The organism is Nonomuraea sp. NPDC049637, assembly GCF_040675235.1.
Lineage (GTDB): Bacteria > Actinomycetota > Actinomycetes > Streptosporangiales > Streptosporangiaceae > Nonomuraea.
In genome coordinates, this window is record NZ_JBFAOM010000003.1 from 288,569 (window position 1) to 306,589 (window position 18,021).

At 73.3% G+C, this 18,021-nt stretch carries 10 protein-coding genes; 5 read left to right on the plus strand and 5 right to left on the minus strand.

Features of this window, described 5'->3' with window-relative positions; all coding sequences use genetic code 11:
* Nucleotides 1–50: 50 nt before the first annotated feature.
* Nucleotides 51–965, minus strand: a complete 915-nt coding sequence (locus AB0J71_RS06075; RefSeq protein ID WP_364413137.1) for an NADP-dependent oxidoreductase — start codon at nucleotides 963–965, stop codon at nucleotides 51–53.
* Between the two features lie 155 nt (nucleotides 966–1,120).
* Between AB0J71_RS06075 and AB0J71_RS06080 the strand changes: the two genes are divergently transcribed.
* Genes AB0J71_RS06080 through AB0J71_RS06090 form a run of 3 tightly spaced genes read left to right on the plus strand, consistent with a single transcriptional unit; the run spans nucleotide 1,121 to nucleotide 8,584 of the window.
* Complete coding sequence (locus AB0J71_RS06080; protein ID WP_352318337.1) at nucleotides 1,121–1,672, plus strand: hypothetical protein; 552 nt, start codon at nucleotides 1,121–1,123, stop codon at nucleotides 1,670–1,672.
* The gene (locus AB0J71_RS06085; RefSeq protein WP_352318339.1) at nucleotides 1,672–3,768 is read left to right on the plus strand and encodes a flotillin family protein; all 2,097 of its coding nucleotides are present in this window, start codon (nucleotides 1,672–1,674) and stop codon (nucleotides 3,766–3,768) included. The genes AB0J71_RS06080 and AB0J71_RS06085 overlap by 1 nt, the downstream gene beginning before the upstream one ends.
* Nucleotide 3,769: 1 nt before the next feature.
* On the plus strand, nucleotides 3,770–8,584 hold the full coding sequence (locus AB0J71_RS06090; RefSeq protein ID WP_364413038.1) for a DNA repair ATPase: 4,815 nt from the start codon (nucleotides 3,770–3,772) through the stop codon (nucleotides 8,582–8,584).
* A 152-nt stretch (nucleotides 8,585–8,736) separates the two neighbouring features.
* On the opposite strand, the gene AB0J71_RS06095 is transcribed toward AB0J71_RS06090, so the two are convergent.
* Both AB0J71_RS06095 and AB0J71_RS06100 read right to left on the minus strand, forming a co-directional pair.
* Entirely contained in the window at nucleotides 8,737–10,440 is a 1,704-nt protein-coding gene (locus tag AB0J71_RS06095; RefSeq protein WP_364413041.1) for an ABC-F family ATP-binding cassette domain-containing protein, read from the minus strand.
* A gap of 158 nt (nucleotides 10,441–10,598) precedes the next feature.
* Nucleotides 10,599–11,039: a MarR family transcriptional regulator gene (locus tag AB0J71_RS06100; RefSeq protein ID WP_352318344.1), complete on the minus strand. Its 441-nt coding sequence runs from the start codon at nucleotides 11,037–11,039 to the stop codon at nucleotides 10,599–10,601.
* A gap of 195 nt (nucleotides 11,040–11,234) precedes the next feature.
* On the opposite strand from AB0J71_RS06100, the gene AB0J71_RS06105 reads away from it, so the two are divergent.
* Entirely contained in the window at nucleotides 11,235–11,384 is a 150-nt protein-coding gene (locus AB0J71_RS06105) for a hypothetical protein (RefSeq protein ID WP_352318346.1), read from the plus strand.
* On the opposite strand, the gene AB0J71_RS06110 is transcribed toward AB0J71_RS06105, so the two are convergent.
* Complete coding sequence (locus AB0J71_RS06110; RefSeq protein ID WP_364413044.1) at nucleotides 11,346–12,224, minus strand: 4-hydroxy-tetrahydrodipicolinate synthase; 879 nt, start codon at nucleotides 12,222–12,224, stop codon at nucleotides 11,346–11,348. The genes AB0J71_RS06105 and AB0J71_RS06110 overlap by 39 nt on opposite strands.
* A gap of 71 nt (nucleotides 12,225–12,295) precedes the next feature.
* On the opposite strand from AB0J71_RS06110, the gene AB0J71_RS06115 reads away from it, so the two are divergent.
* Nucleotides 12,296–13,165 (plus strand): LysR family transcriptional regulator, encoded by an 870-nt coding sequence (locus tag AB0J71_RS06115; RefSeq protein ID WP_364413047.1) that lies wholly within the window; start codon nucleotides 12,296–12,298, stop codon nucleotides 13,163–13,165.
* Here AB0J71_RS06115 and AB0J71_RS06120 read toward each other — a convergent pair.
* Nucleotides 13,093–17,919, minus strand: coding sequence for a hypothetical protein (locus tag AB0J71_RS06120; protein WP_364413050.1), 4,827 nt, complete (start codon nucleotides 17,917–17,919; stop codon nucleotides 13,093–13,095). The genes AB0J71_RS06115 and AB0J71_RS06120 overlap by 73 nt on opposite strands.
* Between the last annotated feature and the right edge of the window lie 102 nt (nucleotides 17,920–18,021).

The window sequence follows — 18,021 nt, forward strand, 5'->3', positions numbered from 1 at the left end:
GTCACAGGAACGCCGTCCGAACCGGCCCGCCCGGAAATCGGGGCGGACCTCTAGTCCGTCACCAGGACGACCTTCCCCCGGCCGTGGCCGGTCTCGATCTCGCGGTGGGCGTCGGCGGCCTCCTCCAGCCGGTACGTCCGCCGCACAGGGAAGGCGAAGCGGCCCTCGGCGTACAGGGCGGCGTACCGGCCGAGCCGTTCGGCCGTGCGCTCGCCCTGGACGACCTTGACGCCCAGCTCGGCCGCCCGGCCGTGCTCGACCAGCGTGACGATGCGCCCGCGGTCGGCGACCAGGTCGAGCGAGACCTCCAGGGCGTGGCCGCCGGCGCCGTCGAGGGCCGCGTGCACGCCGCCGGGGGCGAGCGCGCGCACCCGGTTGGCGAGCCCGTCACCGTAGGCGACCGGGATCGCGCCGAGGTCGCGCAGGTGGTCGTGGTTGGCTTCGCGGGCGGTGCCGATCACCGTGGCGCCGCGCATGCGGGCGATCTGCACGGCCGCCGTGCCCACGGACCCGGCCGCGCCGTGCACGAGCAGCGTCTCGCCGGCGCCGACCGCCAGGGCGTCGAGGGCCAGCTCGGCCGTCTGCACGCCGGAGGTCAGCCCGCCGGCCACCTCCCAGGGGATCCCGGCGGGCTTGGGCGCCACGTCGGCCGCCGGGACCACGATGTACTCGGCGTAGGCGAACAGGCGCGAGAACCCCAGCACCTCGTCCCCGGCCGACACCCCGGCGACCCCGTCGCCCACCTGGTCGACCACGCCGGCGAACTCGTTGCCCGGGATGCGCGGCCAGGGCACCTCCCCCAGGTACGGCGGCAGCCACCCCGCCCGTACGGCCGTGTCGAACGGCTGCACGCCGGCCGCCCGCACGCGGACGCGCACCTGTCCCCGGCCCGCCTGCGGCGCGGGCACCTCCATCACCTTCAGCACCTCGGGGCCGCCCGGCTCGGCGAACGCGGCCGCCCTCATCACGTCAGTCATGTCGTCGAGCGTGCTACCTCAACCGCCCTTGAGGTCAAGTCGGCCAACTTTCGATATGAAGTCGGGAACTTTCCCCTTTAGTCGCGCTTTATATGTATATAGTCCGTCAGGACACACCGGGGGATGGGGCAAACCGAGGGTTGATGACCGAGTTCTTCCACGCCGCTCTGGGCTTTCCGACCGTCATTTTCACTTTCCTCCTCGCGGCCGTCCTGGCTTATTGGCTGGCCGTCATCGCGGGCCTGCTGGATCTCGACCACGACGCGCCATGGCTGGGGTTCGGCGGCGTCCCCGCCGGGATCGTCATCTCCCTGCTGGTCGCGGTCGCGTGGCTGCTGAGCCTGGTCGGCAGCCAGGTGCTGCCGGACGCCGCGCTGGCCGCCGTGCCGTTCGCCGCGGCGGCGGGCGGCTGGCTCGCCACGCGCGCCCTGATCAGGCCGCTGCGCAGGGCGTTCCAGGACGGCGGGCAGCACTCGCGCGGCGACCTCGTGGGCCGCCCGTGCGTCATCCGCACCGGGGCCGCCACCCCCGACTTCGGCCAGGCCGAGGTCACCGCCGAGGACGGCTCGACCGCGGTCGTCCAGGTCCGGACGACCGGACGGGACCGCCTGGGCCGCGGCGACAAAGCACTCATCTTCGAATACGACAAAGACGGCGAATTCTTCTGGGTCATGCCCTACGAAAGCGAGATCTGATGGACGTCATCTCCACGGGCTTCGGCGTATTTCTCGCCGTCGTCCTGGTCATCGTGATTGGCCTGCTGGTCATCATCGGCCGCCTTTTCCGCAAGGTGGAACAGGGCAAGGCGCTGATCGTGTCGAAGGTCAACAAGGTGGACGTGACGTTCACCGGCGCCATCGTGCTGCCGGTCGTCCACAAGGCCGAGACCATGGACATCTCGGTGAAGACCATCGAGATCACCCGTACCGGCCGTGAGGGGCTGATCTGCCGGGACAACATCAGGGCGGACATCAAGATCACGTTCTTCGTCCGGGTGAACAAGACCGCCGAGGACGTCATCAAGGTCGCCCAGGCCATCGGCACCGCGCGGGCCAGCGACGAGAACACCCTCCAGGAGCTGTTCAGCGCCAAGTTCTCCGAGGCGCTGAAGACGGCCGGCAAGCAGCTCGACTTCGTCGACCTCTACACCAAGCGGGACGAGTTCCGCGACGAGATCATCCGGCTCATCGGCACCGACCTGAACGGCTACAGCCTCGAAGACGCCGCCATCGACTACCTGGAGCAGACCGCGCTCACCCAGCTCGACTCCAGCAACATCCTGGACGCCCAGGGCATCAGGAAGATCACCGAGCTGACCGCGCTGGAGCACGTACGGACCAACGAGTTCCAGCGGGCCGAGGAGAAGGAGATCACCCGCCAGAACGTGGACGCCCGCGAGGCCATCCTGGAGCTCCAGCGCCGCCAGGCCGACGCCGAGCTCAAGCAGCGCCGCGAGATCGAGACCGTCAAGGCCCGCGAGGAGGCGGAGATCGCCCGCGTGCAGGCCGAGGAGCGGCTGCGCGCGCAGACGGCCGGCATCAAGACCGACGAGCAGATCGGCGTGCAGCGCGAGAACCAGGCCCGCGAGGTGGCGGTCGCCGAGAAGAACCGCGAGCGGGTGATCGCGATCGAGAGCGAGCGCATCGAGAAGGACCGCCTGCTGGAGGTCATCGCCCGCGAGCGGGAGACCGAGCTGTCGCGCATCGCCAAGGACAAGGAGGTCGAGACCGAGAAGCGGTCGATCGCCGAGGTCATCAGGGAGCGCATCGCGGTCGACAAGACGGTGGCCGAGCAGGAGGAGAGCATCAAGCGGCTGCGGGTGGTCGAGGAGGCCGAGCGCACCCGTCAGCAGGTGATCATCGCGGCCGAGGCCGAGGCGCAGGAGAACCTGGTCAAGGACATCAAGGCGGCCGAGGCCGCGGAGGCTGCCTCGAAGTTCAGGGCCCGCGAGGAGCTGGTGCTGGCCGAGGCCCGGCAGCAGGCCGCCGAGCTGGAGGCGCGGGCCAAGATCCGGCTCGCGGAGGGCGTGCAGGCCGAGTCCGCCGCGGCCGGGCTGGCGCAGGTGCAGGTCAAGGAGCGCGACGCGGACGCCATCGAGAAGGTCGGCCGCGCCGAGGCCCTGTCCCTGGGCGAGAAGCTGCGGGCCGAGGCCGAGGGCGCGCGGGCCATGGCGCTGATCGAGGGCGACCGGCTCAAGGCGCAGGCCGAGGGCGAGCAGGCCATGGCGCTGGCCGGCGCCACCGCGATCGGCGAGAAGCTCAAGGCCGAGGCCGAGGGCCTGACCCAGAAGGCCGCCGCGATGGCCGCCCTGGACGAGGCCAGCCGGGGCCACGAGGAGTACCGCCTGCGCCTGGAGGCCGACAAGGAGATCAGGCTCAAGCACATCGACGTCACCCGCCAGGTGGCCGAGTCGCAGGCCAGCGTGCTGGCGGCGGGGCTGGCCAAGGCCAACATCGACATCGTCGGCGGCGACACGATGTTCTTCGACAAGGTGGTCGGCTCGATCACCACGGGCAAGGCGGTGGACGGCTTCGTCGGCCACTCGACCGTGGCCGGGGCCCTCGCGGCGCCGTACCTCAACGGGACGGCCAGCCTGGCGGCGGACATCGCGAGCGTGGTCGGCGGGGTGCGCACCGAGGACATCAAGAACCTGACCGTCTCGGCCCTGCTCATGCGGCTCATCCAGGACGGCGGCCCCCAGTCGTCGGCGCTCGGCGAGCTGCTGGAGACCGCGCGCCGGCTGGGCGTGGCCGACTCCCCCGTGGCCGCGCTGGCGGCGGCGAAGGGCTGACGTGAGCACCACCGAGCTGGAGGCCGGGACCTACGAGGTTCTCCGGAACCGTCTCCAGGCGCAGGCCAAGGCCCTCGCGGTGGCGGCGGAGGAGGTCAACGGGCAGCGGCTGCGCGTCTTCGGCGGCGCGGAGCTGCGCCTGCTCGGCACCGAGCGGATCAGGACCGAGAACAACTGCGTCCCGAGGGACATCGTCTCGCTGGGCGAGGTGATGTTGTTCGGCTACAACGTCTTCATCGGGCTCAAGCCCGAGACGACCGTGGCCGACGTGTTCGCCGTGCACCGCTTCACCAGGGACGGGGACGCGTTCACGTTCGAGACCGGGAAGCTGGAGACGCTGGAGGAGCCGGCGTTCAGGAAGGACTTCGCCGAGCTGTACCGGTACTACAAGGAGACCAGGCTCCAGCAGCTGCGCCGGGTCGAGGGCAAGCTGCTGGCGGTGTTCCGGACGGGCCCGGCCGACACGCGGGTGCTCAGGTGGACGGTCAGCAACGGCGGTGTCCCGAAATATCTGGATAACAGGGGTGAGCGGGACCACGTCTTCCCCCCGTCCCACGACTTCGAGTGGACGCCGACCACCCGCGACGACCACGTGCTCGGCCGCCATCCGCACATCTCCATCGAGGGCGAGGTCTTCGTCGAGACGATCGGCGGCGACCTCACCATCAAGGTCGAGAACAACACCGAGACCGGCGCCGGCGTCTACTCCGAGCCGGTCGCCGAACGCCTCCAGTCGCTGGCCGACGCCGACGTCGAGTACGCCAGGGTCGGGCCGCTCGTCCTCATGCGGATCAGGCCGTACAAGGAGCCGGACTGGCGGCATCTGGTGTTCAACACCCGTACCAAGGCGGTGACCAGGCTCGACGGCATCGGCCAGTCCTGCCAGCGGCTGCCCGAGGACCAGGGGCTGATCTTCCCGGGCGGCTACTACCTGGCCACCGGCATCAGCAAGACCTTCGACACGGACGTGACGGACCTGGAGTTCGAGCGGGTCGTGCGCTCGCCCAACGGCGAGGACGTCCTGTACGTCTTCCACGCCCGCGGCGACGGCCGCTCGCTGCTGCTGCCGTACAACGTGATCAGGAAGGAGGTGGCCAACCCCATCGTCTGCCACGGGTACTCCCTGTTCGACGACGGCACGATGGTGGTCTTCCGCGCCCTCTCCGAGGAGCCGACCCGGGTCCACCCGATGCAGGTGTGGCAGACGCCGTACGTGTCCGACACCTACGCCGCCGCCCAGCCCGCCGGGACCGGGCCCCTGGAGCGCATCGGCAACGCCGAGCTGGTGCGCGGCATCTCCGACTGCCTGTCCGTGGCTCGCATGGTCGAGGAGATGGCGGCCTCGGAGGCCACGTTCGAGGCCCTGATCGCCGCGTGCACCCGCGCCGCCGACTCCTACCACTGGCTCGGCGAGCACGGGCTCGCCGCGCCGCTCGCCGACGTGCGCGCCACCGCCGAGCAGGTGCTCGACGAGTACGAGAACGTCGAGCAGCTCACCCGCCAGGCCGCCGACACCCTGGCCGCGGCCGCCGAGGAGACCACCCATCTGGTACGCGCGGCCGCCGCCGACACCCCCGCCGGCGCCGACGCCTGGGTCACCACGCTGGCCGGCCTGCGCCGGCAGCAGGGCCGCCTGGTGACTTTGCGCGACGTCCGCTACCTGGACCTCGCCCGCCTGGACGAGCTGTCCGCCGCCGTGACCGCGGAGCTGGCCGCGACCGGCAGGCGCGCGGTCGCCTTCCTGGAGGGCGCGGAGGCGTTCACCGCCTACCACGTGGCGGTCGAGCGGCTGGCCGCCGACGCCGCCGCGATCGCGACCGTGGCCGAGGCCGCGCCGGTCGCCGACCGGCTGGCCGAGCAGGCGGAGGGCCTGGAGGTGGTGACGGAGGTCGTCGGCTCGCTGGAGATCGCCGACGCCACGGTCCGCACGTCGATCCTGGGCCGGATCGCCGAGGTGCTGGCCGGGGTGAACCGGGCGCGGGCCGTCCTCGACGGGCGGCGGCGCGAGCTGCTCGGCTCGGAGGGCCGCGCGGCCTTCGCCGCCGAGTTCGCCCTGTTCGGGCAGGCCGTCTCGGGCGCGCTGGCGATGGCCGACACGCCGGACAAGTGCGACGAGCAGCTCGGCCGCCTGATGCTCCAGGTGGAGAACCTGGAGGCGCGGTTCGGCGAGTTCGACGACTTCGCCGCCCAGCTCGCGGGCAAGCGGGACGAGGTCTACGAGGCGTTCTCGGCCAGGAAGCAGACCCAGCTCGACGGCCTGGCCCGGCGGGCCGACCGGGTCTTCGCCTCGGCCGAGCGCATCCTGGGCAGCGTGACCAGGCGGCTGGCGTCGCTGGGCTCGATGGACGAGGTCAACACGTACTTCGCCACCGATCCGATGGTCGGCAGGGTCCGTACTGCGGCGGCCGAGCTGCGTTCCCTGGGCGACGCCGTACGGGCCGAGGAGCTGGACGGCCGGGTCAAGGCGGCCCAGCAGGAGGCCGGCCGCGCCCTGCGGGACCGGCTGGACCTGTTCACCGACGGCGGCGAGACGCTGCGCCTCGGCCGTCACCTGTTCGCCGTCAACACCCAGCCGATCGACCTGACGCTGGTCCCGCACGACGGCGAGATGCACTTCGCGATCACCGGCACCGACTACCGCGCGCCCGTGCCGGCGTCCTTCGCCGACACGCGGCCGTTCTGGGATCAGCTGCTGGTGTCGGAGACGCCGGAGATGTACCGGGCCGAGCACCTGGCCGCCTCGCTCCTGGACTCCGCGGAGCCCGGCGCTGCCCTGGCCGACCTGGTACGCCAGGCTGCCGAGCAGCGCTACGACGAGGGCTACGAGCGCGGCGTGCACGACCACGACGCGATCCTCGTCCTGGAGAGCCTGATCCGCCTGCGGGAGGGCGCCGGCCTGCTGCGCTACCCGCCCGAGGCCCGCGCGGCCGCGCAGCTCTTCTGGGCCTTCGGCACGGACGAGGTTTCACGTAAAACATTGGCCACCAGGGCCGCCTCCCTGGTCCGCGCCCGCGCGGTCTTCGGCCGGACGCCCGCCCTGGAGGCGCTGGCCGCCGAACTCGGCGCCCGGATCGCCGCCTTCTCCCCCGCCCAGGGCATCGGCCGGGACACCGGGCAGAGCACGGCCGCGCTGGCCGGTGAGTACCTGGTCGAGGAGCTGGGCGCGACGCCGTCCGGCTTCGTGACCGGCAAGGCGGCGCGCGACCTCCTCGACGGCTTCAGGCAGGCGCTCGGCCCGGCCAGGACGCGCGAGTTCGAGGAGGAGCTGGCGGCGCTGCCCCTGCCCGAGCGGCTGCAGCTCGCCCACGCCTGGATCGGCGCCTACCGCGAGGGCCCCGAGGTGGCCGAGGCGGTCGCCGTGCTCCTGTGCGACCTGCCCCGCCACGACTCCGGCGCCGCCGTCGAGGAGACCGTCGAGGGGCTGCTCGGCGCGCATCCGCGCGTGCAGGACCGCAGGCTGCGGGTCAGGCTCGACGAGCTGCTGACCAGGGCGCGCGCCTTCAGGCAGGACCGGGTCCCGGCCTACCGGGCCTACCAGCGCCGCCGCAACGAGCTGATCGAGCAGGAACGCCGCCGGCTGCGCCTGGAGGAGTACCGGCCCAAGGTCATGAGCGCGTTCGTCCGCAACCGGCTGCTGGACGAGGTCTACCTGCCGCTGATCGGCGACAACCTGGCCAAGCAGCTCGGCGCGGCGGGCGCGGGCAAGCGCACCGACCAGATGGGCCTGCTGCTGCTCATCTCACCGCCCGGCTACGGCAAGACCACGCTGATGGAGTACGTCGCCAGCCGCCTCGGCCTGGTCTTCGTCAAGGTGAACGGCCCGGCGCTCGGCCACGGCGTCACCTCGCTCGACCCGGCCGACGCCCCCGACGCCACGGCCAGGCAGGAGGTCGAGAAGATCTCCTTCGCGCTGGAGAGCGGCAACAACACCCTGCTCTACCTGGACGACATCCAGCACACCTCGCCGGAGCTGCTGCAGAAGTTCATCTCGCTGTGCGACGCCCAGCGCCGCATCGAGGGCGTCTGGAACGGCCGGACCCGCACGTACGACCTGCGCGGGAAGCGCTTCGCGGTGTGCATGGCGGGCAACCCGTACACCGAGTCCGGGCAGCGCTTCCGCATCCCGGACATGCTGGCCAACCGCGCCGACGTGTGGAACCTGGGCGACGTGCTCTCCGGCAAGGACGAGCTGTTCGCGCTGAGCTACGTGGACAACGCGCTGACCTCCAACCCGGTGCTCGCCCCCCTGTCAGGCCGCGACCGGGCCGACGTCGAGCTCCTGGTACGCCTGGCCAAGGGCGACCCGGCCGTCCGCCCTGACCAGCTGCGGCACCCGTACGGCAAGGCCGAGCTGGAGCAGGTCCTCGGCGTGCTGGGCAAGCTGGTGCGGGCGCAGGAGGTGGTGCTGGCCAACAACGCGGCCTACATCGCGTCGGCGTCCCAGGCGGAGGCGTCCAGGACGGAGCCGCCGTACCGGTTGCAGGGGTCGTACCGGAACATGAACAAGCTGGCCGAGCGCATCGTGCCCGCCATGAACGACGAGGAGCTGGAGGCGGTGATCGACGACCACTACCTGGGCGAGGCGCAGACCCTCACCCAGGACGCCGAGGCCAACCTGCTCAAGCTGGCCGAGCTGCGCGGCCGCCTGACCCCCGCCCAGGCGGCACGCTGGGCGGAGATCAAGGCGGCCTACCTCAGGGCCAGGGCGCTCGGCGGATCCGGCGACGACCCGATGACCAGGGCCGTGGGCGCCCTCGGCCTCCTCGCCGACCGGGTGAGCGAGGTGGGCACGGCCATCAGGGAGTCGGACCGCTGACCGCGACCGTCAACGGCCCGGTCCCTGAGCCCAGCGGCCCCGGCCGTCAGGAGGCCCTGAGTGCAGCGGGTCCGGACGTCACGGGCCCGTTCCCTGAGCGGAGCGGGCCCGGACGTCACGGGCCCGTTCCCTGAGCGGAGCGGGCCCGGCTGTCAGCGGGTCCGGTCGCTGGGCGGGGCCGGGGTGAGCTCCAGGTGGGTGCCGGTGAAGGCGGCGCGCAGGCGGCGGTCGTGGGTGACGGCCACCAGCGCGCCCTCGTAGTGAGCCAGCGCCTCCTCGAGCTGCTCCACCAGCATCGGCGACAGGTGGTTGGTCGGCTCGTCGAGCAGCAGCAGGTCCACCGGGTCGGTGACCAGGCGGGCCAGCTCGACCCGGCGGCGCTGCCCGTACGAGAGGTCGGCCAGCCGCCGCCGCAGGTCGTCCGGACGGAACAGGCCCAGGCCGAGCAGCCGGTCGGCGTGCTCGTCCGGGCTGCCCGGCCGCCCCTCGGCGAAGGCCGCGAGGACGGTGCGGTCCAGCCGGGCCGCCCGTTCCTCCTGGCGCAGCAGGCCGGCCCGTCCGGTCCGGCGTACGGTCCCCGCGTCGGGACGCAGCTCGCCGGCCAGCACCCGCATGAGCGTGGTCTTGCCCGCGCCGTTCGGCCCGGTGACGAGCAGCCGCTCCCCCCGCCGTACGGCGAGCCCGTCGATCCGCAACCGCCCCGCCACCCGCACCCCGTCGAGCACGACCACCATGGACCGCGGCCCCACCCCGCCCGCATCGGCCCCGCCCTGGAGGCGTTCCGGCAGACGCACATCGGCCGGGACGACCACGTCGGGATGTTCCGGCAGGTGCACGTCGGCGGGGGGCGGGGCGGTGATGGCGGCGGTGAAGCGGAGTGGCACGGGGGGCGGCGGGACCGGGTGCTCTTCGAGCCACCGCATCCGCGCGCGCGACTGCCGGACGCGCCCGGCGGCGCCGTGCGTACGCGACCGCGCCCGCCATGCGCCGGTGCCCATCCCGGCCTGCACCATCGCGCGCGGGATGGCCGCCAGCCGCCCCGCGTTGGCCGCCACCAGCCCGGCGTGCCGGGCCAGCTCGGACCGCCACTCCTCGTGGGCCCGCACGTGCGCGGCCCGTTCGGCGGCCTTGGCCGCGAGGTAGCCCGAGTAGCCGTCGCCGTAGCGGCGCACCCGCCCGTCGGAGACCTCCAGGATCACCGTGGTGACCCGGTCGAGGAACGCGCGGTCGTGGCTGATCGCGACGACCGTGCCGCGGTGCTCGCGCAGGTGCTGTTCGAGCCAGGCGACGGCCTGGTCGTCCAGGTCGTTGGTCGGCTCGTCGAGCAGCAGCAGCTCCGGGGCGGCGGCCAGCGTCGCGGCCAGGGCGAGCCTGGACCGCTCGCCGCCCGACATCGTCGCGACCGGGCGGCTCCGGTCCAGGCCGGGCAGGCCCAGGCCGTGCAGCGCGACGTCCACCCGGGTGTCGGCCTCGTAGCCGCCGCGCGCCTCGAACTCGGCGACGGCGGCGGCGTAGGCGTCCAGGTCGGTGCCGGCGAGCGCGCGCATGCGCGCCTCGATCTCGCGCAGCTCGGCCAGGGCCAGATCGACGACGTCGGCCACGGTGGCGTGCGCCGGCAGCTCCAGCGACTGCGGCAGGTGCCCCACGCCGCCGGGCGCGGTCACGGTCAGCTCGCCGTTGTCCGGACGTTCGACGCCCGCCATGAGCCTGAGCAGCGTGGACTTGCCCGAGCCGTTGTCGCCGATCACCCCGGCCTTCTCGCCGGGCCGGACGGTGAGCGACACCCGGTCCAGGACGACGCGGGTGTCGTAACGCTTGGTGATCTCGTTCAGCGCCAATTGGGCAGCGGTACGCATAGAGGCTCCACCTCCTTGTCTCAACGCGGATATGACCGGTACGAGGCGCGGCGGAGCGGTCGGCTCAACGCGTGCGCGCCTCGGGCGTGAGAATCACAGGAAGCAGTAACCCATAGCGCCGGACACCGTAGCCCAGAAACGGGATTGTGTACAGCCCCTTATTCGGTGCGCAGCGACGCGGTGGCCTCCCGTTGCAGGGCCGTGGACCGCCGGAGGAAGTCGACGATCAGGGCCAGCTCGTCGTCGGTGTAGCGGTCGTACAGGCCGGACATCGCGGCCACGAACGGCTCGAACAGCTCGCCGAAGCCGGCCAGCCGCTCCCAGTTGATCTCGACGATGACCCGGCGCCGGTCCTTGGTGTCGCGCACCCGGCGGACCAGCCATTTGGCCTCCAGCCGGTCGATCAGCCCGCTGACGGAGGCCGGGGCGAGGCCCGTGTGCTGGGACAGCTCCCCGGCGGTCAGCGGCCCGAGGCGCTGGAGCAGGTCGAGCGTCTTCTCCTCGGTCATCCCCAGGCCCAGCCGCTCGCCCATGGCGCTGTGGTACATGACCGCGGCGTTGCTGCTCTCCCGGCCCGCCTCGACCAGTTCGTCCAACAATTTCTTTCGATGCTCCGAAATATCCCTGGACATACCGCCACCCGTGCTCATATATTTCGTTCGACCGAACGAAAGGATACATGAAGGCTCTGGTCATAGGCTGCGGCATCGGCGGTCCCGTCACGGCGATGGCCCTTCAGGCGGCCGGCGGCGTTCGAGCGGTTCGAGGCCGAGCGGCGGCCCAGGGTCGAGCGGGTGGTGGCCTACTCCAGGACGATCAGCAACAGCAAGGCCGCGGGCCCGGTCGGCCGGGTCCTCCGCGACCTGATGCTGCCGATGTTCCTGAAGCGGAGCGCGAGCCAGGAGTCACTGGCCTGGATGTACCGCCACCAGGTCGGCCTGTGACACCGCGGCGGCGGAGGCGGGCAGCAGCGGCAGCCGCACGTCCGGCGTCGGGATCAGGCCCCTGGCGTGCAGGACGCCCTTGATCACGGTCGGGTTGGGCTCGGCGAAGAGCGCGCGGGAGACCTGGGCCAGCCGGTGCCCGAGCGGGCGCGCGGTGGCCACGTCCCCGGCCAGCCAGGCGTCGACCAGCTCGACGAAGCTCCTGGTCAGCACGTGCGCCGAGGCCAGGATGCCGCCGGTGGCGCCGAGCGCGAGCAGCGGCGAGACGAACGCGTCGTCGCCGCCCAGCACCTCGAAGCCGTCGGGCAGGTCCGCGAGCAGGTCCACCGTGTCCTGGTCGATGCCGCCGGCGGCGTACTTGACGCCCGCGATGTTCGGGTGCTCCCCGATGGCCCGCAGCGTCGCGGCACCCACGGCCTGCCCGGTCCGGTAGGGAATGTGGTAGATCACCAGCGGCACGGGTGACGCCTCGGCCAGCGCCTTGAAGTGCGCGATCACGCCGCGCTCGCCGGGCCGCAGGAAGTACGGCACGGTCACCAGGGCCGCGTCCACCCCGGCGGGCAGTTCGCGCAGCGCGGCGGCGGTCGTGCGGGTGTCGTTCCCGGTCACGCCGACGGTGAGCAGTGCCCGGCGCTCGGCGCACACGCGTGCGCAGGTCTCGACCACCAGGGCCCGCTCGCCGGGGTCGAGGGCGGCCACCTCGGCCGTCGTGCCCAGCGCCACCAGCCCGGCCGCGCCCTCGTCGAGCATCTGCCGGGCGAGCTTCTCGACCGCGTCGGCGGCCACCTCCCCCGACGACGTGAACGGCGTGACCAGCGGTACGTGGATTCCTCTCAGCATGCTTCGAGCCTGCCGCCCGCCGACCTGTTAGGTCTAGTTCGGATTTCTTCGTTCAAGCTTAAGATGAACTTATGCTCGACCCACGCAAGCTCCACCTGCTCCGCGAGCTGGCCAGGCGCGGCACGATCACCGCCGTGGCCGAGGCGGTCACGTTCACCCCCTCGGCGGTCTCGCAGCAGCTCAGCGCCCTCGAACGGGAGGCGGGCGTGCCGCTGCTGGAACGTACCGGGCGCACGGTCACGCTCACCCCGGCCGGGCTGCTGCTGGTCGAGCACGCGCAGGCCGTCCTGGAACAGCTCGAACGCGCCTCGGCCGCGCTCGCCGCCGCCCGGGGCGGGCCGTCGGGCCCGCTGCGGATCGGCGCGTTCCCGACGGCCACCCGCGTGCTGCTGCCGCCCGCGCTCGCCCGCCTGGCCGCGGACTGTCCGGGGCTGGAGCCGATGGTGGCCGAGATCGACCCCGCCGACGTCTCGGCGGCGCTGCGGGCGGGCGAGCTCGACGTCGCCCTCGTGCACGAGTACGACTTCGTGCCCCCGGTCACCGACGCCTCCATCGAGACCGAGCCGCTGTTCACCGAGCCGATGTACCTGACCGTCCGGGCCCGCGTCCTCGACGCCCGCGACGACCCGTGGATCATGGGCAAGCCGGGCACGCTCTGCCACACCATGGCGATCAGGGCCTGCCAGGCGGCCGGGTTCGAACCCCGGGTCCGGCACCACATCGACGACTTCGACACCGTGCTCGCCTTCGCCGCCGCGGGTCAGGGCGTCGCGCTCGTGCCCCGGCTGGCGGCGCTCACCCCGCCGGACGGCGTCCCGCTGACCCGCCTGCCCCTGAGCCGCCGCACGCGCGCGGCCTTCCGCCGCGGCTACGGCGACCATCCGGCGGTCCGCGCGGCCGTCGCCGCCTTCCACACCGCCGCCACCACCCTCCCCCTCTGACCGTCCCGCCCGCGGGCCCTCCGAAGTCCCCGCTCGCGTGAGCCGAGTCGCCGGCGCGGGGCCGCCTCCGCGGTCAGCGCGTACGGCAGGTCGAGCGCCGTGACGCATTCGGTGACCAGCCGCAGCCGGCGCCGCAGGCGGATCGGCGTCCACGGGCCCAGGTCGATCAGGAGCGCGAGCCGCTTCTCGCCCAGCCACCGGATCGCGGTCTCCACGTCCATGCCGTGCTCGCGGGCCAACTGTCCCGCGACCCAGGACGTGACCCGGCGGCGCGCGGGGCCGCTGTGCGGGAAGGCGCGCGGCGCCAGCAGGACGGGTACGGGGGCGGTGGGCTCGGCTTCGGCACGCCGTAGCAGCTCGGCGCCGAGCGCGTACAGCGCCTGGTGCCCGTCGTGCCGCGTGCCGGTGAGGGTGAGGGCGCCGCCGGCGGCGTCGAAGCGCCGTACCAGGCCGGGATCGGCGGGCGCCTGCCGCAGTCCGGCCCGCACACTCGCGATCAGCTGCTCCCGAACGGCGGTGTCGTGCCCGTCCGGCGGCGGCAGCCCCTCGTCCGGATCGATGCGCCGCACGAACGCGTGGATCGGCGGATTGCTCAGGTCCAGCCCTTCCGCGTGCATCGCGGCCACGAACCGGTTGGACCGGAACCACAGCACCCACGGTAGACCCCCCGTCATCATGTCGCCGACAAGGATGACCGGGGCCATCAGCACCGGCGCCACGACTCCGCCGACCGGGACGCCCAGGAGCAGCAGGCGCACATGACCGGGCACGGCAGGCAGCAGCCCCAGCTCGACGGCCCCGGCGAGCAGGGGGATCGTGAGGAGCGCCGCGAGCACGGACCGGTTCACCCGCGGCCGGTCCGACGCTCCGGACTGCTCGCCCTCGGCCAGCCTGAGCCACAGAGCGGGCAGCACCATGAACGCGCCGAACGCCACACCCCACCAAAATGTGCCCGTGAGCTGCGCCGGAGACGTCCCGTCGAACACCAGGAAGACCGCGCCCAGCAGCAGCAGGCGCACCGCCAGTTGGGCGCCGAGATCCTTCCGTCGGCCGGGGAAGAGGTCGGCGTAGTCCTGGACCAAGACCCAGTACAGCAGCATGACCAGCACGCGAAGATCCGGGCCGGTCCAGGCGGAGATCTCCGCGGTCGTCCAGCCGAGGGCCGCGAAGGCCGTGCGGAAGACGTTCAGGAGGGGCGCGACGACATCGGGTTCGCCCGTGAGGAACCCGGTCACGGCCGGGATCGCGACCCCCAGTCCCTGCGCCAAAGGCGCCACCAGCAGGCCCACCGCCACTCCCAGCGGCACGCCGCACAGGCCGTACACGATCCGCCGCCACCGGCCCGCCGTGCCGATCGGACAGCGCGACCGCGGCCGGAGCATGGAGGCGGTCGTCAGCCAGGCGGCCAGCGCCGCCAGGGGCGTCCAGGTGGCCGCCGCCGGCCATCCGTAGCGGTGTGCCAGGGGCAGCCCCAGCCCGGTGAGCACCGCGGCGACGTACACGACCGGCAGGCAAAGACGCCGGACCAGGTCGGCTCTGACCGGCGACAGCGCGATCGACAGGAAGGGCGCGCGGGCGGCCAGGGACAAGGAGCGCAGCGTCCGCACGGGATCGTCACCGGGACGGCGGGCCAGGCCCTGGGCCACGAAACCGGCCAGGAAGCCGTAGCGCGCCGGATGCCGGCCTGCGCCCCGGGCAATCGGCAGCAGCCAGTCCGGCCGGATCAGCAGCTCCCACACGCCGGTGTCGCGGGCGGCGACGGCGAGCAGCTCCGGCGTGAGGTGGGCGGCACGGACCGGGCCGGGCAGCGGCAGGATGGCGAACGCCGCCGGCCCCCTGACGACCGTGGCCGACAGGGCGGCGTAGCTCAGCTCGTACCGCTCGCACAGGTCGGCGAGGAGGGCCAGCAGCGCCTTGCGGCGTCGCTCGGACAACGTGGCCAGGCCGTCGATGAGCAGGGCCGGGCGTCCGGCGCGCAGCCACCGGCCGGCCATGTCGCGCGGGATCCGGTGGTCGGCGGCGATGCGCGCCGCCAGCCAGGCCACCAGCGGATTGCCCGCCCTCTCGCCCCGCCTCCATTCCGGCGTCGGCCTCCAGGAGCCGACATCCACCAGGACGGGCAACCCGCCCGGCACCGCGGCGTCCGGGGGCGCGGCGTCGGCGGGGTGCAGGAGGGCGGCGGCCAGTTCGGCCAGGACGATCCGGCCGCCGCCATCGGGCGGCCCGACCAGCAGCGTCTGCGCCTCCAGCCGGGTCGGCAGGTCGCCCACGGGGATCAGCTCGCCGGGCCTCCGCCCCGGTGAGCGCGGCGTCACGAGCATCCCTAGCCGCTCCCGCCCCGCCAGGAGGTCGCGGACCCGGGCGGCCAGCAGCGCGTGATCGGCCGGGTAGCCGGCCGCGTCCTCGGCGGCCCGCCGATCGAGCGCGCCGGCGAAATGCTCCTTGATCAGCGGATGGCGGAACCGGTACTGGCCCAGCGTGCCGACCAGCAGGTCGCGCTCGGCGCCGAAGCGCAGGACCGGCATCAGTCGCCACGGCAGCCAGCCGCCGAGCGGCAACGCGATCCGCATGATCAGGTGATGCAGGGCTCTGAGCAAGGGCCTCGGCTCGGTCATCGCGATCGGAGCGAGCCAGGAGGCGGCCAGCGCCAGGATCGCGAGCGACCACAGTGCGGTCTCTCCGTCGAAGTCGCCGGCATCCGTCGTCAGGATCAGCGCCGCGCCCGCCGCCGCGGTCAGCACCGCGACCCGCTTGGTCACCGCGTTCTGCAGGATGCTCCGGCTGGTCACCGCCTCGGGGAAAGGATCGGCGGCGCGCCCGGGGCCGTCCCTCTCCCCCGCACCGGCCGGCGGGACGAGCAGGATGACCGCGGCGACGAGGACCATCATGGCCAGGAACGCCACCAGCAGGACCGCGTAGATCTCCACATAGGACATGGGCGGGGCGGGCAGCAGGAAGCACGCCGTCACCAGGCTCGCCAGGATGACGCCCGCCACGGCCCTGCCCGCCGGCGTGGGTGAGGCGACCACCTTCCACCCCGCCGCCGCCAGCAGGGCCGACAGCATCAACAACCAGTGGACAGGCGCGGGCAGCGGGCGTGCCAGCTCGGTCAACCCCCACGATGCCAGCCACAGCACGCCGCCCGAGGTGACCCCCAGCGCCGCGCCGGCCGCGTGCACCGCGATCAGGTGCCGCATCCCCGCCGACGGTGAGCCGGGCGCGTACGGCAGCCCGGCGAAGACCTCCCGGGACGCGCCCACCAGCACGGCGATCGCGGCGAAGTAGGCCACGCCGCCCACGGCGCTGCCCAGGTGCCGTGCCAGCGGCAGTGCCAGGCCGACCGCCGCCAGGGCCGCTCCCGCCCAGGGCAGACCGTGCAGCAGCGTCAGAGCCCTCGCCTCGGGGGACGGGACGATCCAGCGGTACACCGTGCGCAGATCGTCCTCCCCGTCCACGGCCGCGAGCCGGCGCAGTGAGCGGCGCGCCCTGGCCGGCGGCATGCGCGGCGACGGACGTGAGGCGATCATGGCCTGCTCGTACAGGGCCAGGAGCTCGCCGGGCAGCGCGCGGCCCGGCAGTCCGGCGGCGGAGCCGCCGGTGCTCGCGTCGGCGGCGATCTGCAACCACAGGGGCGTGGTCACCAGCGCGCCGAGGTCGCTGTCCCGCCGCAACAACGCACGCAGCGCTTCGAAGCGCTCGTCGCCCGCCTCCGCGTAGGCACGCACCTCCTCGATGGTCAGCGCTTCGATGCGGACGGCGCCCTCCAGGCGCAGGCGCGTGTCCAGGCCCTCGTACTCGCCGCTGCGGCAGGTCACGACCACGGGTGGAGCGGCATCGCCCGCGTGCAGTTCGTTGACCAGTCGCACCATCACCTCCCGTTCCTCGGGAGGGATCTCGTCCAGGCCGTCGAGCAGCAGCACCAGGGCGCCGTCGGCCAGCCAGCGCTTGGTGACGCCGGCCGGGATCTTGTAGCGGGCCCGCGCGGCCCGCGCGATCCACTCCTTCAGGTCCTCCACCGTCAGCGCCGGCGGTTCGGCGGGCCGCTGCCGGCTGTTGCGCTCCTCCCTCCGCAGCCGCCACCCCCGGGACCAGCCGGAGAGCCGCCGCAGCCATCGCGACCACGGCACGGCCGGCAGCCGGCGGCGGGGCCAGACGTCGCCGCGCAGCCCGGAATGGCTGGCCAGGGCCAGCACGATCGGAACCGGCTCCCGGTCCTCGGGCTCGGCCCGCTCGGCCCGCTCGGCAAGGGCCAGCGCCAGGCGGTGCAGCTCCGTGGTCTTGCCCGCTCCCGGCGCGCCGACCAGCAGCATCGACCCGCGAAGGTCGTCGAACACCGAGACGACCTCCGCCTCCGGCCGTGGCCGAAGCGCCCGGTGCCCGGCGTCCTCCACCGGTGCGAGCACCAGCTCCGGGGCCTCGCGGAAACGCAGGCGCAGGGGCGGGAGTCCGAGCTCCAGGCGTTCCGACGCCTCGCGGCGCACGTCGTCCAACGCGCGGGCACGGGCCTTCGACGCCGGCGGGTCACCGTCCTCGGCCGGGGACCGCTCCCCGGTCGCCAGCAGGCGGACCGCCAGCGTCGCGCTGATCACGGTGACGGCCGCCAGCGCCACGTAGGTCAGCCAGGGGCGGGAGGCGAACGGCTCCGGCGGGGGGCCGGCGGTGGCGAAGTTCGTCAGCAGGGCGGACAGCGCGGCCATCCCCACCGCGGCAACGGCCAGGGCGGCGGCCCTCCGGCTGGCTCGACGCCCCGGCATGGACCCTCGTCACCCCCGTTCGCGTTCTCGCCTCTCACGGGGTTATCGCGAAGGTGCGCGAAGTGTTGCACGCCAGGCCGTCCGACAGCTCTGTGCCGGTCG

Coding starts and splice junctions, on each gene's coding strand:
- AB0J71_RS06075 (WP_364413137.1), bottom strand. CDS start 965: ATGAGGGCGGCCGCGTTCGCCGAGCCGGGCGGCCCCGAGGTGCTGAAG.
- AB0J71_RS06080 (WP_352318337.1), top strand. CDS start 1,121: ATGACCGAGTTCTTCCACGCCGCTCTGGGCTTTCCGACCGTCATTTTC.
- AB0J71_RS06085 (WP_352318339.1), top strand. CDS start 1,672: ATGGACGTCATCTCCACGGGCTTCGGCGTATTTCTCGCCGTCGTCCTG.
- AB0J71_RS06095 (WP_364413041.1), bottom strand. CDS start 10,440: ATGCGTACCGCTGCCCAATTGGCGCTGAACGAGATCACCAAGCGTTAC.
- AB0J71_RS06110 (WP_364413044.1), bottom strand. CDS start 12,224: ATGCTGAGAGGAATCCACGTACCGCTGGTCACGCCGTTCACGTCGTCG.
- AB0J71_RS06115 (WP_364413047.1), top strand. CDS start 12,296: ATGCTCGACCCACGCAAGCTCCACCTGCTCCGCGAGCTGGCCAGGCGC.
- AB0J71_RS06120 (WP_364413050.1), bottom strand. CDS start 17,919: ATGCCGGGGCGTCGAGCCAGCCGGAGGGCCGCCGCCCTGGCCGTTGCC.